Below are 18,467 nucleotides of genomic sequence, written 5' to 3'. Positions count from 1 at the left end.
AATCCTCATTCTCCCTGCATATGGACTAGTGGCATTTCCTTAACGATAGATTGCTCGACTTCAAAAAGAACTTTCATATAAACTTTACCATTGTCCGCCTTTTCATGCAAAACAATTTCATCGCGGATGACTGCATCGCTGCCTGTTTTAAGCAGCAATTTGGCTTTAGCCTGCAGAATGCCGACGTTCTTCGCTTCTTCTTCGGTAAGCGTGCGGTCTTCCATACGGGTTTCCATTATGGTCTCCTTCATTCTACCAATTGGAAGAGACCAATTGCGCCAGGAAACCTTCTCCTCATGCTTAATCGATTCGGATTTTCCGAAAGCAGAATCACCGTACCCGCTAAGCTGAAGCGCTCTCGAGCCGATGACTGCAAACCATTTCGTCTCTTTATCTCCAGTATACACCTTAACCTGTTGAACAAGCGGTGAAGAAATTTCAAATTCGTACCAAACAAGCCCACGAACATTGCCCTTGGCAACGACAGTGCGCGAGTTCATTTCTCCCCCAATCGTTCCCGAGATCAAAATTTGGTCTTTTTTCACTTTCGTATTTTTTCGAACGACGGGCCGTCCCGCCTCTGCTATAATTTCGGTAACTACAGCATCATCAGATGCCACCAAATGTCGAGGTGTATTCAAGGAAGCCTTATCCGGTATCGTTGATTCAACCACTTGAATAATAACCTTTGTCCCCTTTTTCTCCACACCAACCCAGGTTGAGCCTGGAAGCTTGCGAACAAGCTGCTTGGACAGCACATCAGCATCGGTTAAACGGAAAGACCACTGCATAGGATATAAGCCTTCCTCTTTGGCAGCAGCCCTTATTTGATCCTCCGTCAGCTTGACATTGCCTTGCACTTCGATGCTCCAAACAAGCGAGGACAGCATAAAGATAATCGCAAAAAACAACACGATGCCAGCCGCAAACAGCTTTCTGCGCTCTGCTTTGACAAGCAGAAAAGGCAATCCTTTGCGCTTCGTAACATGAACACGACAGCCTGTCTCTTTTAAATACGGACGAAGGCCAAAAAAATCACTGATTGACAGCTCACATTCAAGCAAGCCGCTGCTTGTCCATCTGATGGAAGACAGCTGCAAGCCGCCAGCCAGCGCTCGGTTGACGAGCTGCTCAGGTTGTCCCCCCCGAATATGAATGGTGACCATACCCTTTAACCAATTTGCACCTTGTCCGCTCACGTCCATTCCCCTCCATTACCTCAGCTATTAATATAGAAAATCGCCTTATCTATTTCATGGAATCAATTGAATATTCGTAATTTGTCCCTCAATAAACACTTCTTCTGTCCAAATGGTGCGGATAACTAGAGAGCTTCCCGTAACCTCCAACTGGCCTTTGCTTAGTGCGAGTCTCAATCGCTCACTAGAGAAATGAACAACACCACGATGGTTCTCGATATATAATTGGCAGTCTCCAATCATTGTTAATCGCGGCAAATCAAATACGACATCATGCGGCATATCAAGCAGCTCTGCTGTCATTTTGCGAAATCTCTTTTTTATGTGGCGCATGTACGATTCTTTGCCTCCTTCAAGGTTTGCTAAAAGTAAAGCAAAGGAATGGCGATTTTCATGTACTGTACCAAAATATGCAAACCGCTCGATAATTATGGCTCCAAAATAAAAAAACCGCCTAAGCGCAGCGCTTAGGCGGTTTAAATTTATTTTCGAAAAGGTTTTTTCGAGCGAGGCGGTCCTAATACTTCGGCCCAAATAACTGCTTTCCGCAAATCATCGGATCGAATGGATGCTGTGTTGATGCTCTGGCTTCCATAATTGCGCTGTGCTGCAACCTGTGCTGTTTCTTTGTTAGCTGCTGCTCTTTGAAGCGCGCGCTGCAGAGAAGCTGTTTGCGGCGCTTCTGCGCTCTCTCTGCTAGAACGTGTCGAATTCATATCAGAAGAACGCTCAACGTCAGTTACAGAGCGATAAACCGTTCCTCCAGCTGCCTGCGGCGGTTGCGGTTGCGGGCGCTCTACCTCTCGCTCCTGTTCTCCGGACTGCGGGAACAATGAACGCGGCAGCCCTCCGCCGCCAAAGTCAGGCATTTGACCAGGCTTCTTCTTCGCGCCGGATTTGCCGAATATCGAAGCCAGCGCACCCAATATAACGACAACGATAAATATGTTATTCATCAGAAATTCTATAATCTTCAACTTGCCTTCACCTCCAAGGCTCAGTTACGTTGATCCTACTTGATCCGACCAAATAACTGAGCCATCGACTTTATCGGCCGTCTTTAATGTCCGTAGAACTGTCCTGCTTGCCGATAGAGCTGCGCATATGGGTATCCGCTTCGATGTTTTTCAAGTTCATATAGTCCATAACGCCAATTTTCCCGCTTCTAAGCGCTTCAGCCATGGCAAGTGGAACTTGTGATTCCGACTCTACTACGCGCGCTTCCATCTCAACGACTTTTGCTTTCATTTCCTGTTCGTGAGCAACGGCCATCGCACGGCGCTCCTCGGCTTTTGCTTGAGCGATTTTTTTGTCCGCTTCCGCTTGTTCCGTTTGAAGATGTGCACCAATGTTTTTGCCTACATCAACGTCCGCGATATCGATTGACAATATTTCAAACGCTGTACCTGCGTCAAGCCCTTTGCCAAGCACAGTGCGAGAGATCATGTCCGGATTTTCCAAAACGTCTTTATGTGAGCCAGCAGAACCTACAGTCGTTACAATCCCTTCACCAACACGAGCAATGATAGTTTCTTCACCAGCACCACCGACTAGGCGTTCAATGTTGGCACGAACTGTAACACGAGCTTTTACTTTCACTTCAATACCATCCTTCGCAACCGCAGCTACGATTGGTGTTTCAATAACGCGCGGATTAACGCTCATTTGTACGGCTTGTAGTACATCACGACCAGCCAAATCGATAGCCGCCGCGCGTTCGAATATAAGTGGAATGTTCGCACGTTGCGCTGCAATCAACGCATTGACAACCCGATCGACGTTACCGCCTGCCAAGAAGTGACTCTCAAGCTGGTTTATGTTAAGTCCCAGCCCTGCTTTTGTTGCCTTAATTAACGGGTTGACGATTCTGCTTGGTACGACGCGGCGAAGACGCATGGCAACGAGCGTAATAATTCCAACTCTAACGCCCGATGCTAATGCAGATACCCACAGCATAATCGGGAAAAAGCTTAAGAATACGGACAGTACGATAATAACAACGACAGCCAAAATTAAAAAAGATACGATAGGATCCATTTGTTCTAACCTCCATTTGTATATTCGTTTTCTCTATTTTGTTACTTCTTTGACAACGACCCAAGTACCTTCCGCTTTAATGACGGTCACCGTTCGGTTCGTATCGATAAACTCACCAGAGGTAACGACATCAATTCGCTTGTCATTAATAACAATTGTTCCTGCCGGTCTCAGCGGAGTAATTGTTGTCCCTTGCAATCCGAGCAGTGAATCCTTTATATCCGCAGAAACAAAACCTTGCTCCGTTGTCAGCTTCTCGCGCAATATAAATTTGTTCCAAATACCTCTGGATTTGTTCATTCTAATAAAAATAACGATTAGAATGGTGGCTACAACTAACGCAATGACGATCGATATGAAAGCCGTCATTGGGTCTGAAGCTGCGGTAACGACTCCTGCTACCAACGCAGCACTGCCGAGCAAGCCCAAAATCCCAAAGCTTGGTACAAACACCTCGATTATGAGCAAGGCTATTCCAATTACGAACAGCACGACCGACTCCATACCGGCAAATCCAGCAACATAGTGGCCAAAGAAATAAAGGGCAAACGATAATATTCCAACAACGCCCGGTACTCCAAAGCCTGGAATGATCATTTCAATAACGATACCAGCAATGCCAAGTATGAGCAAAATCGTCATAACGATTGGATTGAGCAGCCATCTAGCTACATTTTCCGCAAGTGACGGAACAACCTCAATTTGTGTTCTGCCTTCCAAGCCCAGCCATTTGATTGCTTCATCAACGTTTGCTGCTGTATGCTCAGAGTATCCGACTTTCTCAGCTTCACTTGCTGACAGGGTAAGAATTTCTCCCTTCAGCTTATCTCTGCCAAGCTTGTCTTTCAGCTCCACCATTGCATTCGGATCCGCCATAGCGACAGCGATACTCTTGTCGCGACCCTGCAATCCTGCTGACTCACTCATTTCAGAGGTCCAATAGGAAATCGTTTTGGGATTATCCTCTAATGTCCCTGAGCCATCCACTACAGCAGCTGCACCAATCGTACTGCCCGGCTGCATGATGATATTATCAGCATTTAAAGCAATATAAGTGCCTGCTGATACGGCTTTCCCCTCAACAAAAGCCGTAGTAGGAATGGCGCTCTCCCTTATAAGATGACCAATTTCCTCTGCGTTTACGACTTTGCCGCCAAGCGTATTAATAACGAGAATCACATGCTCAGCTTTTGCTTCCTCAGCTTCTTTAAAGGCTCTCTCCAAAAAGGATTGAAGCCCCGATTCCACCGTTTGTTTAACGGGAATCACATACACTGCTGGGCCAACTTCATTTGCTGCCTTTGCTTTCTCCCCCGGTGAACCAAATAATGCTGCAAGCGTCACCATTAACACCGCTGCGATCAATGCGATTGGAGTGGCGGACATACTTCTTCGCCATCGATTCATGTGCAAGAAGGTTCCTCCTTTTTTTCGTGTTTGCTTTCTACTACGTTTGACAAATGAAAACGTTTCAGGCAGCCTTCTCCATATCATACCATTTACACTTGAAACGTACAAAAAAACACCCCCGTTAAGGGGTGTTTTGTGAGTCCGTATGTTTAGTTAGTTGAGATGTTGCTGAACGAGCTGATTTACTAGTTTACCGTCAGCGCGTCCTTTTGTTTTAGGCAAAAGGGCACTCATAACTTTTCCCATATCGGCTTTGGAAGAAGCACCGAGTTCATGGATGGTCTGCGTTACTATCTCTTGAATCTCTTCTTCAGTCAGCTGTTCGGGAAGGTATTGACTAATAATTTCAATTTCGACCACAAGACCCGCTACTAAATCATCGCGGCTGGCTTTTTTAAATTCTTGGAGGGAATCTTTACGTTGTTTGATTTCGCGACTCAATATATCAAGCACTTCGTTATCGTCCAATGGACGCTTGAGATCGATTTCCAAGTTTTTCACTGACGCGCGCATCATACGAATAACGGAAAGTTTAAACTTGTCCTGATTCTTCATGGCTTGCTTCATATCATCGGTCAATCTTTCGCTCAGGTTCATTATGGAAGGATCCTCCTAAAACTTTCTCTTGCGCGCAGCCTCAGACTTCTTCTTGCGCTTTACACTTGGCTTTTCATAATGCTTGCGTTTTTTCACCTCAGCTAGAACACCATCTTTAGCGATGGAACGTTTAAAGCGGCGAAGCGCAGCATCAATAGTTTCGTTTTTGCGAACTTTAGTTTCAGACACCAGTTTTCCCTCCCTCCGAAACAGACCGTCCAGAGCTATAACACGGTTTATCAAATTTCATTATATGTCAAACCAAAAGGCAGTGTCAACTTTAGATATCTACAACCCGAGAAGAAAGTTTCGTTCCCCCCAATACATGGATATGCAGATGATAAACAAGCTGTCCTCCGTCGGCATTAACATTGTTGACCAGTCGATAGCCTGACTCCGCAATTCCTTCTTCCTTTGCGATTTGACGAGCTACCGCGAACATCTCGGCTATGACCTCGTCATCTTCATCGGTAACATCATTCATCGTTGCGATATGCTTCTTAGGAATGATAAGAATATGTACAGGAGCAGCTGGCTGTATATCGTGGAATGCGAGAATTCTGTCATTCTCAAATACCTTCTTCGAAGGTATTGCACCCTCGATTAATTTACAGAAAATACAGTCCATAGGTTTCACCCCCTATTCGCTTTCCTTACCATATCATACCGAAATTTTAGCCGCTCGTCCAATCATTAAAGATAACCCGCAAAAACTTCGAAGGCACCCTTCCAAAAAAACGACAGAATCCATGCTGCTACTTCGAAATCTCAGCTGATTTTTCCTTCATAACAGCCTGCATCTGTTCAACAAGCTGAGCCCATTCAAGCCCGCTGGACAATCGAATAATTGCAATGCGGCTCTCCCCGATATTTGCATTAAAACCACTCATAATACCTGATATGGTTTCAAACGCACTTTTTAATCCCTGAATGTACGCTGCATCGGTTTCGTTCAGAGCACCATCATAGTGACCAATCGTTTGCAAGCCTTTAACGACATCAGTTACATAGGCTGAGGTAAGCTCTTTATTGATTTTTTCCGGCTCTGCATTCACGCTTGCTGCTTCTGCAGTAAATTCCACCAAAGCATGGCCGCTCGCAGCTGCTTGACCTGAAAGAAATGCAATGGCATACCGTTCGTCTAAAGTTTTACTTTGAAGCAAAGCATCCAGCTGCGGAAGCATTTTTTCTACATAATCTTTAGAACCAATCGCTGCTTCAAATATTTTTTGGCCTTTTACATAATTGTTTTCTTGTTTATTTTGTAAAAATTGCGAGTACAAAAAAACATTGCCGATTAAGCTGAATACAAGAATAACGAGAGTTATCGGCAGCGCGATAGAGCGTTTGCCCGTTTGCTGTGGTTCCAACTTCACAGCCTCCTTTTAGATTTGGTTTGTTCTCTTAAGGTGAACGGATTGACCCCCGTCAAAGAAAAAGACATGGCTCTCATCCACTTTTCTCCCGAGAACAGATTCGATTGCTTCGGCATACAGCTCCAGCTGGAAACGATGCCGCTCCGCTGCTTCTACCCATTGCTCCTTATAAATTCGATCCGTCTTATAATCGAGCAGTACGACGCCAGCAGCATCCTCGAACAAACAGTCTATTACCCCTTGAATCAATATCGGCTCATCTAGATCTGAATTCGGATAAACACGTTTAGCAGGGAACATGCAGCTGAACGGAACCTCTCTTCGCACCCAGTCAGCGTTTAACAACCGCTGTCCCAGCTCGCTTTGGAAAAAAGCTGCGACGTTCGGCAAATCGATTGCCTCCGATTGCTTTACTGTTAATAAACGCTGTTCAATCATATGATCAAGCGTTTGTTTAAGCATCGGTTCATCTATTTCCTCTGTGAGGGAGACAAGCTGCATAAGCAAATGATTAACAGAGCCCTTCTCAGCTGCTGTAAGCGACTTTTCCTCCATAAAGGCTGGACGTCGCAGTCGGAACGTATACGATGCTTCTGGAGCAGTTGCAGCTTCTTGAAGATGTGTATTCGCCTGATGCTGATTTAGCTCGTCCAATGGAACCGCATCCTCCTGCTCCTCCGAATACAGCCTCTTCATTTCCGTAACCGATGTTTTGGCAGCGAGTGCCGCAGCTTCTTGATGCGGATAATGCCATTCCAACCGCTCACGCAGCTCATCATCTGCTTCTACATGCTCAAGAAGCGAAAGTGAAGTAACCGCTTGAAGCCGATCTTCCTTGTCCTGGTCCTGCAGCTCCGTCTCTGACGCTGCTGCGGCTTCAGTGCCGAATATAGAAGCAGAAACAACACCAGCATGCCAGTTCGGAGCATTGTAGTCAGCCAGCTGACTGTCATTGATTTGCCTAGCCGCAAGCGGACCCAGCCAATCGATAAATGAGCGAGCGGCAGCAACCCGGAAATCAGACATTTTACCTGAAGCATCGACGGAAGAAAGCCATCGCTTAAGCTTGGCTTCGGCATCCGCTACAGTCGCGACGAGAAACATTTTTTCCTTTGGCCGGGTTAACGCAACATACAAAATACGCATTTCCTCTGCTAGCATTTCTTTACGCATGGCTCTTCGAATAGCCAAATAAGGAAGTGTAGGATAACTAATGCGAAGAGCAGGATCAACAAAACGAGGCCCGAAACCGAGCTCTTTGTGTTTCAAGAAGGCACTTCGCACATCCTGCTGATTGAACAGCTTGCCTAGACCTGCTACGAATACAACCGGAAATTCAAGCCCCTTGCTCTTATGAATGGACATGATGCGAACGACATCCTCTTGTTCGCCGAGCGCTCTTGCAGTACCCAAGTCGCCGCCGCTATCGCGCATACGTTCGATAAATCTTAGAAATCGAAACAAACCGCGGAACGAGGTCGCTTCATACTGCCGAGCCCGGTCATGCAGCGCACGCAAATTCGCTTGACGCTGCGTCCCTCCCGGCAAGCCGCCTACAAAATCGTAATACCCGGTCTCGCGGTAGATTTCCCATAGCAAATTAGCAAGCGAGCCCTGCCTTGCTTCCTCACGCCAGCGATCCAAGCTGTCCAAGAAAAGCGAAAGCTTCCTGCGCGTGTCCTCATCCATAAACAAATCGCCTGCTGCTTGAAGGACCGCATCATAATACGTTGATTTCGCAGATTGGATGCGTATTCTTGCAAGTTCCTCACCGTTTAATGCAAATAATGGCGATCGCAATGCAGCCGCAAGCGGAATATCCTGATACGGATTATCGATAACTCTTAACAAGGAAAGCATCGTCTCGACTTCCGTCGCTTCAAAATAGCCGCTGCTCAGCTCCGCATACGCAGGAATACCGCTTCCTTGCAGCTCCTCAATGATAATTGGCGCCCACTGCTGGGTCGCCCTTAACAAGATAACAACATCCCGCCATTGCATAGGTCGATTCTCACGCCGTTTGCCATCATAAACCTGGAATCCGCTGTCGATAAGAGATTGCAGCTGCTGAGCGATCCAGCGCGCCTCCAACTGCGCCGCCTTTAGCTCGGAAGCTGATTCGAGGAGCGTTCCATTTTCTCCTTGCTCGCCCTCACCCTGTCCCTCTGATGACTCTGAGTTATCGGCATCAGCTGTCTCTTCGTCATCTGCATCCGCTTTATTCAATACGGCAAACTCAACTTGACAACGATCGGCTGGCACTGGATCTGGGTAGGTAGCGCCACACACGAGTTCTGCTCGCTCATCGTAATCCATCTCGGCCACAGTCTCGCGCATGATGGCGCGGAAAACCGCATTCACGCCATCAACAACTTCCGATCGACTGCGAAAGTTGCGCGCCAAATCGATGCGCAGAGCGTCAGATTCCTCTGTTTCCGATCGCTTGTTCATCTCATGACGAGACAGATACGATTTATATTTTTGCAAAAACAGCTTCGGCTCAGCAAGGCGGAAGCCGTAAATGCTCTGCTTAACATCGCCAACCATAAACCGATTGCCAGCACCTGGCCGTTCAATTAACGAAACAATTGCTTCCTGCACCATATTCGTATCTTGATATTCATCAAGCAATATTTCATCGAATTGCTGCTGGAATTCAATCGCTGCAATCGAAGGCAGCATTTGTTCAGGTGTAGAAGACGGATCACGCAAAATTCGTAAGCAATAGTGCTCCAAATCGCCAAAATCGAGCATACCTTTCGCGCGTTTAGCCGCTTCATAGCCTTGACCAAATTCGATAACAAGCTCGGATAACGCCTTCATCAGTGGAGCAAGCTCCTGAAGCTCTTCCAAAAACTGCTCCGCAGATCTGCCAAATAACTCATCAGAAAGTGAAGTGATCAGCTTCTTTGCTTGATCGCGCAGCTCCTTCGCCTGCTCCTGAAGGGACTTGTCATATTCATCGCCGCGCATCGCCTTCAGCTTGCCGAATTCGATGGACTGAAAAGGCGCTATCCAACTTTCCCAGGGCATGGAATGTACCATCTCTGAGAGACTGCTAATGATTTGCAAATCATCATCAAAGGTAGCCGCATAAGGTGCTGGGCCAGCAGGTTGTCGCGTTAGCTCTAAGGCTTGATGCAGCAGCGAGCTCGCTCCTTCTAAAGCCATCTCAATGTCGCCTATTAAACTGACAACCCACGTACTGTTTTGCAGCGCTGCGACATCCTCGATATTAAAGGCATCTGCTGTTTGCCTAAGCCAATATTCAGGCCATGGATGGCTTTGCGCAAAGTCGAACAATTGTTGAACCAGCCGATACAAAGGCTCATCGCCGCGCTCACCGCCATAACGATCGGCAAGCCTTAGAAAAGCGCCGTTATCGCCAGCCCCTTCATATTTTTGCTCAAATAGCTGATCGAGAACGTCAAGGCGCATCAGCTCGCTTTCGGTCTCGTTTGCAATACGAAAGCCAGGATCAAGTCCGATTAACGGATAGTAACGCCTAATGACGTCCATACAAAACGAGTGTAGTGTCGTAATCGACGCTCTATTCATTAGGGCCAGTTGCCTTCGCAAATGCTCCGAATCGGGTTGCTTTTCCAATTCAAGCTCTAAAGCGTTTCGAATCCTATCCTTCATTTCCGCTGCAGCCGCCTTCGTAAAGGTTGCAACGAGCAGACGGTCAACATCGGCGTTCGCTGATATTTTACGGATGATTCGCTCAACGAGAACGGCTGTTTTACCAGAACCCGCTGCAGCAGCTACAAGGATGTTCGAGCCGCTTGTAACGATTGCATCCCATTGATCATCGGTCCATGTACTATTTTCCGGCTTGGGCGAATCCTTTGCAGTATGCATCATCCATTACTCCCCCTCTAGCTGCTGCCATATATGTTCCTTAGAAGGTTTGCTCAGCTTCCTATACTCATTTCCGTCGAACTGAGCATCAAACTGACAAACCGCTTTATAATCGCAATACTGACAAGGTGTTTTTGTTCCGATACGATAAGGCTCAATTGAAACATCACCCGACTGTATCGAGCTGCCAATTCGGCTGATTGTATTTCTGACAGAATGGCGAAGCACATCCCATTGCTCATTCGAGACGACCGAAGAGCTGCTATAAAAGCTTCCATCCCGCTTCAAAGCAACGGGCAGCAGCTCTGAATAGCCAGTGTCCAGCTCATCGTCCATCAGTCTAACGGTTTCCGAATCAGCCGTAACCAGTCCACGCATTTTGAATCGCTTTAAGAGCTGACCGTTTGCTTCAGCAGGGCTAATGCTGTTGGTCAGCGCCAGAATTGGATTATGCACATGAAAATAAAGTACACCGGCCGGAGAAGCAGGTCGACCAAGCCATGCCGATGCATGTGTAACCAGTACATCCAAATAAGTCAGCATCTGCAGGGAAAGCCCATGGGCAACTTCTTCAAGTCTAAGATGCGTCGAACTCGATTTGTAATCAAGCACGCGCAGCAGCAGACCTTCCTCCGTTTCTGCAGCATCAACACGGTCGATCCTGCCGATAATCTCTATCTCACCGCCAGCCTCAAGCGGAATGCGGAGTGCCGGCAGCTTCCCATCAGGGCCAAAATCGACCTCGGTGCCTACGGGATGGAATTGCGCCCTTCGCGCATGTTCACCCAGCATAAGCGCTGCTTGGCCAACAATTTCCTTCAGCTTGCGAGCGATATATTGAAAACGACTGCTGCTTAACAAGATTTGGGATTGCAGCTTAGGAACCAAATCATCGACCGTTTGCGAGACGACCGCCTTAAGCTCCGCTTCCGATGTTTTTCCCCAGCGTCCTCCAAAGCTCGTCGCCACCTTACTTAGAGCAGCGTGAAACAATTGACCAACATCAGGGGCATCCAGCCGGTAAAGCTTTCTTTCCCTCAGCTTTAGGCCGTGTATGGCAAAATGCTGAAATGGACACGATACGAACCGTTCCATGCGAGATACGCTAACTTGCAGCCTCGCTCCATAAAGCTCTCGCGCTGTATCCTTAGAAAGGAACTGCTCTTGGTTCTCATAAGTTAAGGAGCTTGTCAGCAACTGAAGCTTCTGCTGCCACTCCGGTCGAACCGCGTACCAATTGTATAGATCCCACCAGAAAGGCGCAATATCTGCTCCCTGCTGCCATTTCCGAATAGCTCCGATCAAATAGGACATCGTACGCTGCGGCTGCGATACGAACTTTCTTTGCTCGGACAATGGCAAGCTTGGCGATGGCTCTGCCGCGATACTTTGAACGGCTATGCCCGGGAACAACTGACGGACATGCCTTACAATCTCCGAAGGCAGCAAGCTTTTCCCTTCCTCGTCGGCTTGTGCCCAGCTAAGCCATAAATGCTTGCTTGGCGTGGTCAATGCGTTATATATCATAAATCGCTCATCAAGCAGGCGCCTGCGCACACCTGGGGCCATTACGATTCCAGCATCAGCCAAACGTTCCCGCTCCGATTCGGTGAGAATGCCGTCTTCTTTCACACGCATTGGCATGATGCCATCATTTGCGCCCAATACATAACATACATGTATATGCCCCGACCTTGTTCGATCCATGCTGCCGATCAATACTTGATCCAGCGCTGGCGGTACCGCAGCAAGCTTCAAGCTGTCAAGCCCCGCCTCAATCATGCCGGCGAACAATTCTGGTGTTACGGTCTGTTTTCCAGCCAGTTCAACTAATTGATCCAAAAGCTGCATGACACTGTCCCAAAGCTGCTTATGGCTTCTTGCTCTTTGTGTTTTTCCGGCCCCAGTATCTTGAATGCTCCAGCGCTCGAGCTTGTCTGCTGCTTCGGATTCATCTAACAAACGATATAATGCCTCGCACATCCCTTGAACATTTTCGGCCTTGTTCAGTGCATCAGAGAAGCGGCGAAGAGGAGGAACAACAACCTCTCTGGCAGCAAGTACGATATTGAATTCACGCTGCGCCTTCTCGCTGATTTTGGTCTCTATATCCTCGTCATCATCAAGCGAAACAGGAACTAACGGATGCCACCGCTTATGGTCAAGCCATTTCCAACCATCAATGCCTGCAGCGAGCGCATAGTTTTCCAGCATATCGAACCAATCTCTAGGCAGACTTCTGTCAACCTTGAACAACATCTCCGTCTTAATGCAGCGGAACACCGCATCGTATCGCCATCCAAACAAGACGGTTTCAAGCGCAGACCGAATAAACTCAATCAATGGATGATGGACGGCCTTCTCCTTCTGATCGACAAAATAAGGAATGCCGTAATCAGCAAAGACTAGTCCGATATAGTCGGTATAATCCTCCGCATTTCGTACCATAACCGCAATATCCCGCCAGCGCAGCCCTTCTTTACGTGCTCTGCGAACAATATCGCGTGCAACGGCCTCAACCTCGGCACGTCGATTCGCAGCGGCATGCAGCGATAAGCCGCAGCGTGCATCTTCTGCGTCCAATATCGTTTTGTCAGCGATAAGCATCGGTATTCTCTCGCTATAATGCTTCTCAAGATGAGCAAGCATTGGACTGCTTTTAAACCGAACAGGAGGAATTTCATCTAGTAATATGGGAGAATCGACCTCAACCTCATATTGAGCAGCCAGCTCCATCAGCTTATTGTAGGTTTCGGCTGTTGGATGAAACAGATCCAGTTCATGCGGCAGCTCGCCTATTCCATAAGTTCTATTTAGTGTAAGTGTGACCGTCACCTGAGCGGATGAACCGATCAACGTTCCTAGCGCTTCATATTCCGTTGGCGTAAATCCATAAAATCCATCCACCCATATATGCGCGCCGTTCATAGCAGAGGCATTAGCAAAACCATTTTGCAAATAACGCAAATAATCCTCGGCGTCTATGTACATGCCCTCGAGTTCCTGCTCCATCTGACTATAAATGAGCTGCAAATCATGCAGCTTGCGCTTTAGCAATGTTGATTGGCCTGCTTCTGCCTTAGAAGCGTCCTGCTTGTCCTGTAAGAGCTCGGAATCTATTCCATACCTTTTCCACTCTGTTAGAAGCTCTGCAAGCCTATCGATGAATCCAGGCTGTTCCGCACCGTTTTGAAACAGCTCAAGCTGCTTTCCTAGCCGATGTACGATCTTGTAGAGAAGCATATGTTTCCCCGTATCGTTAATCGGAACGAGCGCCGTTCCGCCCGTCTCCTGCATGACCCGAAAGGCAAGGCGCCGAAAGCTAAGCGCCTGTGCCCTGATCGTCCCGTTTAATTCACCGCTCTGCAGCAGCGCATATTCGGTTTGAAAAGTAGCCTGTTCCGGTACGAGCATGACGAGCGGCGGTCCGTCCGGTTGATCGCGCAGCTGCTTTCTTATTTCATTCAAGCAATAGGATGTTTTTCCGGCTCCCGAACGCCCGATGACAAAGCGAAGCGACATGTGCAACTCTCCCGTCTATTCGTTTAAATCAATTATTTGCTTCGTACTTCAAATATTGCGAATTTCAAGTAATGTCCTTCATTCACGCCGAGCAGCTGAGGATGATCCTTGCCTGCCGCGCGCCATTCAACCAAACGAAGAAGCTTGCCTGCATCTACAGCCGCTTCTTGGATCGTTTCCAGAAACAGCTCAGGACGCATATGATACGAGCAGCTTGCCGTAACTAAATATCCGCCTTCATTCACAAGCTTTAAGCCTTGTAAATTGATATCTTTGTAGCCGCGGCATGCGCCTGCTACTGCGCTCTTCGTTTTTGCAAATGCCGGCGGATCAAGAATAACAACATCCCAGGTCCGCCCCGCTCCGCCTTCCATCTTCTTAGACGTATCTACGCCGCCAAGAGCGCGCTGTTTTCTCTCGTCGAGCCCTTTCACTTGAACGCGCAAATAATCGAAAGCGTCTGCGACAACAAACTCGACCCGATCGGAGTACCCGTTGCGCTCAACGTTGCGCTTTGCGGTTTCGATGGCGTGCTCCGAAACATCCAAGCATGTTACTTTCTTGGCGCCATATTTGCAAGCATGCAGTGTGAAGCTTCCTGTATGGGCAAAACATTCAAGCACCGATGCGCCATCCCAGAAAGGAAAAGTGACCACTTTGCCATTCGCGTTCACCGGCACTAAATCGGATGTACCAGATGATTTACTTACAACGCTTGCCTCGGTTGGAATAGAGCCTGATTCCAGTGCTTCACGCTCTACGAGATGAATACCGCTCCGGCCTCCCCAGCCTTTCATAAGCGGAGCAATGGCAGCACGGTTTTCACGTTGATCGAAGAAATAGCCTGTTTTCTGGCCTTCAACAATATCAACCTCAAGCTTCAAGCCATTTTCCTCAATTTCAATAATGGATGGGCAATCGCCGTAAAGCACGCCCGTCCGCTCTTCCAATCCTTCAAGCACTCGAACACCTACATCACTGCGCTCATAGATGCCGACAGGCTGAAATACGTCAATCAACGCCTCAATCAGCGCTTCTCTTCTTACATCCATCCCAAGAGTCAAAAGCTGAAGCACCAGCACATTGTTGAAACGGTCAACAACAAGCCCAGGAAGAAAATCCGCTTCCCCGTAAACTAAGCGGCAATCGGCATCCGCAACGAAGCGACGGCGATGCTCTTGACACTGACGAAGGCGATCACGGAAAAAGCTTGCATCCATCGCAGCGATTGGCGTATGTGCAACGATTCTTACTGTAATTTGTGATTTTGGATTCCAATAGCCTGTTGCTAAATAACGTCCTTGATGGTTAACAACATCAACCAAATCGCCCGGCTCTGCATCGCCTTCCAAACGATCAATTTCTGTCGCATAGACCCAAGGATGTCCTTGCTCCAGCCTCTTTTTCCTTGCTTTTAGAAGAAATATTTTTGGATTGCTCACGTTTATCTCGCTTCCCCTCATTGGACTTGCTAGTCATGCTTGTCTTGCTTGCAGCATATGTATATTTACGAATCAAAACTTGAAATAAATAATAAGGAGTCCAAACCATGGTTCAGACTATACTCATTCCAATGCTGCTTGGGTTTTCTGTTTTCATGTGCGGCATGAAGCTGATGGAGCTGGCGCTGCATCGATTAGCCGGTCCGTATTTGACCGGAATCCTAAAACGATCAACCGCAACCCCGATTCACGGGCTAGCAATCGGAACGGTCACAACTGCTTTTCTTCAAAGCAGCACAGCCGTAACGGTTATTGCCATTGGAATGGTCAATGCCGGCTTGCTTACATTCCCGCGTACACTAGGCATAATACTCGGTACGAATATTGGCACCTGCATAACGACAGAGCTAATTGGTCTAAATTTAAATAAACTTGCCGTCCCCTTGCTCATCCTCTCCATCGGAATGTGGCTGGCAACGGCTTTACTAGGAGAATTACGTCTGTTTCCTGCTGTTCGGAACGCGCGCTGGCTTCCAGCAGTTCGTTCGACCTCTGTCGTTCTGTGCGGCTTCGCTCTGCTCCTTACTGGGATGACGATGATGCAAGGCGTAGGCTCTGCCGTCCAAGACAGCCCCATGTTCAGCTGGTTTCTTGGAAAAGCAAATGAGAGCTTATGGTGGGGGCTCGCAGCGGGTGCGCTTCTTACAGCTGCTGTTCATAGCAGCGCAGCCGTTATTGGTATCATTATGGGTTTCGTATCTATAGGCGCGATGCCTATTGAACTTGGTATCGCCGTCGTTCTCGGCGCAAACATCGGGACTTGTGCGACAGCATTGTTAGCCTCTATAGGTGGGACTAAGGCAGGGCAGTATGTGGCATGGTCGCATGTCATCTTAAACGCTGGAGGCGCATTGCTGTTTATGCCGTTCATCGGCGAGCTTGCGACGATATCGGAATGGATATCCTCGTCTGCAGCAGGGCAAATCGCTCATACGCAAACAATTTTCAATATTCTAAGCTCATTGATCGCTCTGCCATTTTGTTATCTGCCCACATTTAGGCGCCTTGATCCCGTAACTTAACACTAATCCGTTTGCAAACCCAGCAGCTGGAATGCTCCTGCAACGATCCGATGATTGTTATCGTATCCGGATTGCTTTTGACGTCTCCACGCTTCTCCAGGTTCAAACCAATCGACGCCGCGGATCTCTTCTACTTGCGCATGCAGAGATCCTCCAACTGCCTCAACTAAATAATAATGAACCTCTTTATCGACCATCCCGAAGGCTTCATGCTCATATTTATATTTAATTTGATCAATCGGAGCGATGATCACCCCTTCAAGACCCGTTTCTTCGACGATTTCACGCAAAGCGGTTTGTTCAATCGTTTCGCCGGGCTCCATTTTTCCTTTTGGCAGCGAAACTTTTCCGTAACGATCCTGAATGAGCTGGATTTGCAGCTTTCCTTCCTCGGTGCGGCGATAAACGACACCACCTGCTGAAATTTCCTTCATGTCCGTTTCCCCCTTGCAGCATTAAACAGATTGTATATGCAGCAAAGGATTCCTCCATCTTTTCCACATAAGGAATCGATAAGCAAAGGAATCCCCGCATTTTGTCAAGCTATAGCTAGGCTCTTATCGCTTCCGGACGCTCCAGCACGAAGGTGTGCTGCTCCATGCTGCTCGCTGCGGCAGGATGATCTTCCATCACACGAACAAGCTTGGCGCGGCATTCGTTGACGCCTGCTTCCGTGATTTTCACTCGGCAAAGCTTGCCGATCAGCGATTCTGTGCCGTCGAATACGACCTGGATATAGTTATCCGTATAACCCATAACAAGTCCAATACCCGGGGCACCCTTGTAATCGCGCTCTGGGATTACATCGAGAACATGGCCAACATACTGCTCTGCGTACGCAAGCTGCATTTTCTCAGACAAATCAATTAGCTTATGCACGCGCTCATTTTTCACTTCTTCATCCACTTGCTCGTCCATTCGAGCAGCAGGCGTACCTGTGCGTTTCGAATAAGGGAACACATGCATTTCAGCAAATTTCAAATCTTCCATGAAGCGGAAGCCCTCTTCGAACATTTCTTCCGTTTCTCCAGGGAAACCGACAATAACATCCGTTGTAATGGCAACGCCAGGCATTGCCTCGTGCAATCTTTTAATTTTTGCAGCGAATTCTGCAGTCGTATATTTACGGCGCATCCGCTTTAATACGGAGTCTTCACCTGCTTGGAGTGGAATATGCAGATGCCGGCACATTTTGCTTGAACGGTTCAACACATCAATCATCGCATCGTCGATTTGACTTGCTTCGATCGAACTAATTCGAATGCGCTCTAGTCCCTCTACCTTGTCCAAGTCCCATAGCAGACTTGTTAGATTGTAATTTTCCATATCATCGCCATAGCCGCCAGTGTGAATACCCGTCAGCACAATTTCCTTGTAGCCGGATGCAACGAGCTGTCTAGCTTGCTCTAGCACGCTTTCTGAAGCACGGCTGCGAGATAAACCGCGTGACCATGGAATAATACAAAACGTACAGAAGTTGTTGCAGCCCTCTTGAATTTTCAAGAATGCACGCGTCCGCTCCGAGAAGTCCGGTACATTCAGTTCCTCGAAATCACGAGTCTTCATGATGTTGCGGACGGCGTTAACCGGCTGACGATCATCGTGAATTTGATTCACGAACGTCATAATTTTCTCCCGGTCCTGTGTCCCGATGACTAGATCGACGCCTTCAATAGCCATAATCTCTGCTGGAGAGGTCTGAGCGTAACAGCCCGTGACCGCAATGACAGCATCGGGATTGCGACGAACAGCCCGTCTAATAATTTGACGGCTCTTCTTGTCTCCCGTATTGGTTACCGTACATGTATTAATTAAGTAAACATCAGCAGTCGATTCGAAATCGACCTGTTCATAACCTTCGTTTTTAAAAAGCTGCCATATCGCTTCTGTATCATAGAAGTTTACTTTGCAGCCCAGCGTATAAAATGCGACTGTTGGCAT

15 protein-coding genes are annotated in these 18,467 nt (G+C 47.8%); 1 reads left to right on the top strand and 14 read right to left on the bottom strand.

Translation table 11 applies throughout. The features are described 5' to 3' along the window. Positions 1–5 precede the first annotated feature (5 nt). The 12 genes from yqfD to AC1DOV_RS27145 form a co-directional block, all read right to left on the bottom strand. Positions 6–1,205, bottom strand: coding sequence for a sporulation protein YqfD (gene yqfD, locus AC1DOV_RS27200; protein ID WP_076266891.1), 1,200 nt, complete (start codon positions 1,203–1,205; stop codon positions 6–8). Positions 1,206–1,253: 48 nt separating this feature from the next. After that, a complete protein-coding gene (yqfC, locus tag AC1DOV_RS27195; RefSeq protein WP_076266890.1) occupies positions 1,254–1,532 on the bottom strand; it encodes a sporulation protein YqfC in 279 nt (92 codons plus the stop codon). Between the two features lie 149 nt (positions 1,533–1,681). Further along, on the bottom strand, positions 1,682–2,176 hold the full coding sequence (locus tag AC1DOV_RS27190; RefSeq protein WP_477511366.1) for a hypothetical protein: 495 nt from the start codon (positions 2,174–2,176) through the stop codon (positions 1,682–1,684). Between the two features lie 70 nt (positions 2,177–2,246). Continuing rightward, the gene (floA, locus tag AC1DOV_RS27185; RefSeq protein WP_076266888.1) at positions 2,247–3,236 is read right to left on the bottom strand and encodes a flotillin-like protein FloA; all 990 of its coding nucleotides are present in this window, start codon (positions 3,234–3,236) and stop codon (positions 2,247–2,249) included. A gap of 33 nt (positions 3,237–3,269) precedes the next feature. Next, positions 3,270–4,643 carry an NfeD family protein gene (locus AC1DOV_RS27180; protein ID WP_477511390.1) on the bottom strand — a complete coding sequence of 458 codons (1,374 nt, stop codon included), beginning with the start codon at positions 4,641–4,643 and terminating at the stop codon, positions 3,270–3,272. 156 nt (positions 4,644–4,799) lie between these two features. Then, complete coding sequence (locus AC1DOV_RS27175; protein ID WP_076266886.1) at positions 4,800–5,243, bottom strand: GatB/YqeY domain-containing protein; 444 nt, start codon at positions 5,241–5,243, stop codon at positions 4,800–4,802. A 15-nt stretch (positions 5,244–5,258) separates the two neighbouring features. Then, positions 5,259–5,432, bottom strand: coding sequence for a 30S ribosomal protein S21 (gene rpsU, locus AC1DOV_RS27170; RefSeq protein WP_005547957.1), 174 nt, complete (start codon positions 5,430–5,432; stop codon positions 5,259–5,261). Between the two features lie 91 nt (positions 5,433–5,523). Continuing rightward, on the bottom strand, positions 5,524–5,871 hold the full coding sequence (locus AC1DOV_RS27165) for a histidine triad nucleotide-binding protein (RefSeq protein ID WP_477511364.1): 348 nt from the start codon (positions 5,869–5,871) through the stop codon (positions 5,524–5,526). Between the two features lie 127 nt (positions 5,872–5,998). After that, on the bottom strand, positions 5,999–6,613 hold the full coding sequence (locus AC1DOV_RS27160) for a hypothetical protein (RefSeq protein ID WP_477511363.1): 615 nt from the start codon (positions 6,611–6,613) through the stop codon (positions 5,999–6,001). A gap of 15 nt (positions 6,614–6,628) precedes the next feature. Further along, positions 6,629–10,483 carry a helicase-exonuclease AddAB subunit AddA gene (addA, locus tag AC1DOV_RS27155; RefSeq protein ID WP_477551491.1) on the bottom strand — a complete coding sequence of 1,285 codons (3,855 nt, stop codon included), beginning with the start codon at positions 10,481–10,483 and terminating at the stop codon, positions 6,629–6,631. A gap of 3 nt (positions 10,484–10,486) precedes the next feature. Continuing rightward, a complete protein-coding gene (addB, locus tag AC1DOV_RS27150; RefSeq protein ID WP_477551490.1) occupies positions 10,487–14,002 on the bottom strand; it encodes a helicase-exonuclease AddAB subunit AddB in 3,516 nt (1,171 codons plus the stop codon). Between the two features lie 32 nt (positions 14,003–14,034). Beyond that, complete coding sequence (locus AC1DOV_RS27145; RefSeq protein ID WP_477551489.1) at positions 14,035–15,444, bottom strand: class I SAM-dependent rRNA methyltransferase; 1,410 nt, start codon at positions 15,442–15,444, stop codon at positions 14,035–14,037. A gap of 107 nt (positions 15,445–15,551) precedes the next feature. Between AC1DOV_RS27145 and AC1DOV_RS27140 the strand changes: the two genes are divergently transcribed. Continuing rightward, the gene (locus tag AC1DOV_RS27140) at positions 15,552–16,526 is read left to right on the top strand and encodes a Na/Pi cotransporter family protein (protein ID WP_339203459.1); all 975 of its coding nucleotides are present in this window, start codon (positions 15,552–15,554) and stop codon (positions 16,524–16,526) included. 2 nt (positions 16,527–16,528) lie between these two features. On the opposite strand, the gene AC1DOV_RS27135 is transcribed toward AC1DOV_RS27140, so the two are convergent. Both AC1DOV_RS27135 and mtaB read right to left on the bottom strand, forming a co-directional pair. Next, positions 16,529–16,960 carry an NUDIX hydrolase gene (locus AC1DOV_RS27135; RefSeq protein WP_076266880.1) on the bottom strand — a complete coding sequence of 144 codons (432 nt, stop codon included), beginning with the start codon at positions 16,958–16,960 and terminating at the stop codon, positions 16,529–16,531. A 115-nt stretch (positions 16,961–17,075) separates the two neighbouring features. Continuing rightward, positions 17,076–18,467, bottom strand: coding sequence for a tRNA (N(6)-L-threonylcarbamoyladenosine(37)-C(2))-methylthiotransferase MtaB (gene mtaB / locus AC1DOV_RS27130; protein WP_477551488.1), 1,392 nt, complete (start codon positions 18,465–18,467; stop codon positions 17,076–17,078).

The sequence above is a fragment of the Paenibacillus sp. 01T47 genome (genome assembly GCF_056398245.1).
This window is presented reverse-complemented; position numbering and strand designations above follow the sequence as displayed.

Coding starts and splice junctions, on each gene's coding strand:
- addA (WP_477551491.1), bottom strand. CDS start 10,483: ATGATGCATACTGCAAAGGATTCGCCCAAGCCGGAAAATAGTACATGG.
- AC1DOV_RS27175 (WP_076266886.1), bottom strand. CDS start 5,243: ATGAACCTGAGCGAAAGATTGACCGATGATATGAAGCAAGCCATGAAG.
- addB (WP_477551490.1), bottom strand. CDS start 14,002: ATGTCGCTTCGCTTTGTCATCGGGCGTTCGGGAGCCGGAAAAACATCC.
- AC1DOV_RS27135 (WP_076266880.1), bottom strand. CDS start 16,960: ATGAAGGAAATTTCAGCAGGTGGTGTCGTTTATCGCCGCACCGAGGAA.
- yqfD (WP_076266891.1), bottom strand. CDS start 1,205: ATGGACGTGAGCGGACAAGGTGCAAATTGGTTAAAGGGTATGGTCACC.
- floA (WP_076266888.1), bottom strand. CDS start 3,236: ATGGATCCTATCGTATCTTTTTTAATTTTGGCTGTCGTTGTTATTATC.
- AC1DOV_RS27140 (WP_339203459.1), top strand. CDS start 15,552: ATGGTTCAGACTATACTCATTCCAATGCTGCTTGGGTTTTCTGTTTTC.
- yqfC (WP_076266890.1), bottom strand. CDS start 1,532: ATGCGCCACATAAAAAAGAGATTTCGCAAAATGACAGCAGAGCTGCTT.
- mtaB (WP_477551488.1), bottom strand. CDS start 18,467: ATGCCAACAGTCGCATTTTATACGCTGGGCTGCAAAGTAAACTTCTAT.
- AC1DOV_RS27165 (WP_477511364.1), bottom strand. CDS start 5,871: ATGGACTGTATTTTCTGTAAATTAATCGAGGGTGCAATACCTTCGAAG.
- AC1DOV_RS27180 (WP_477511390.1), bottom strand. CDS start 4,643: ATGAATCGATGGCGAAGAAGTATGTCCGCCACTCCAATCGCATTGATC.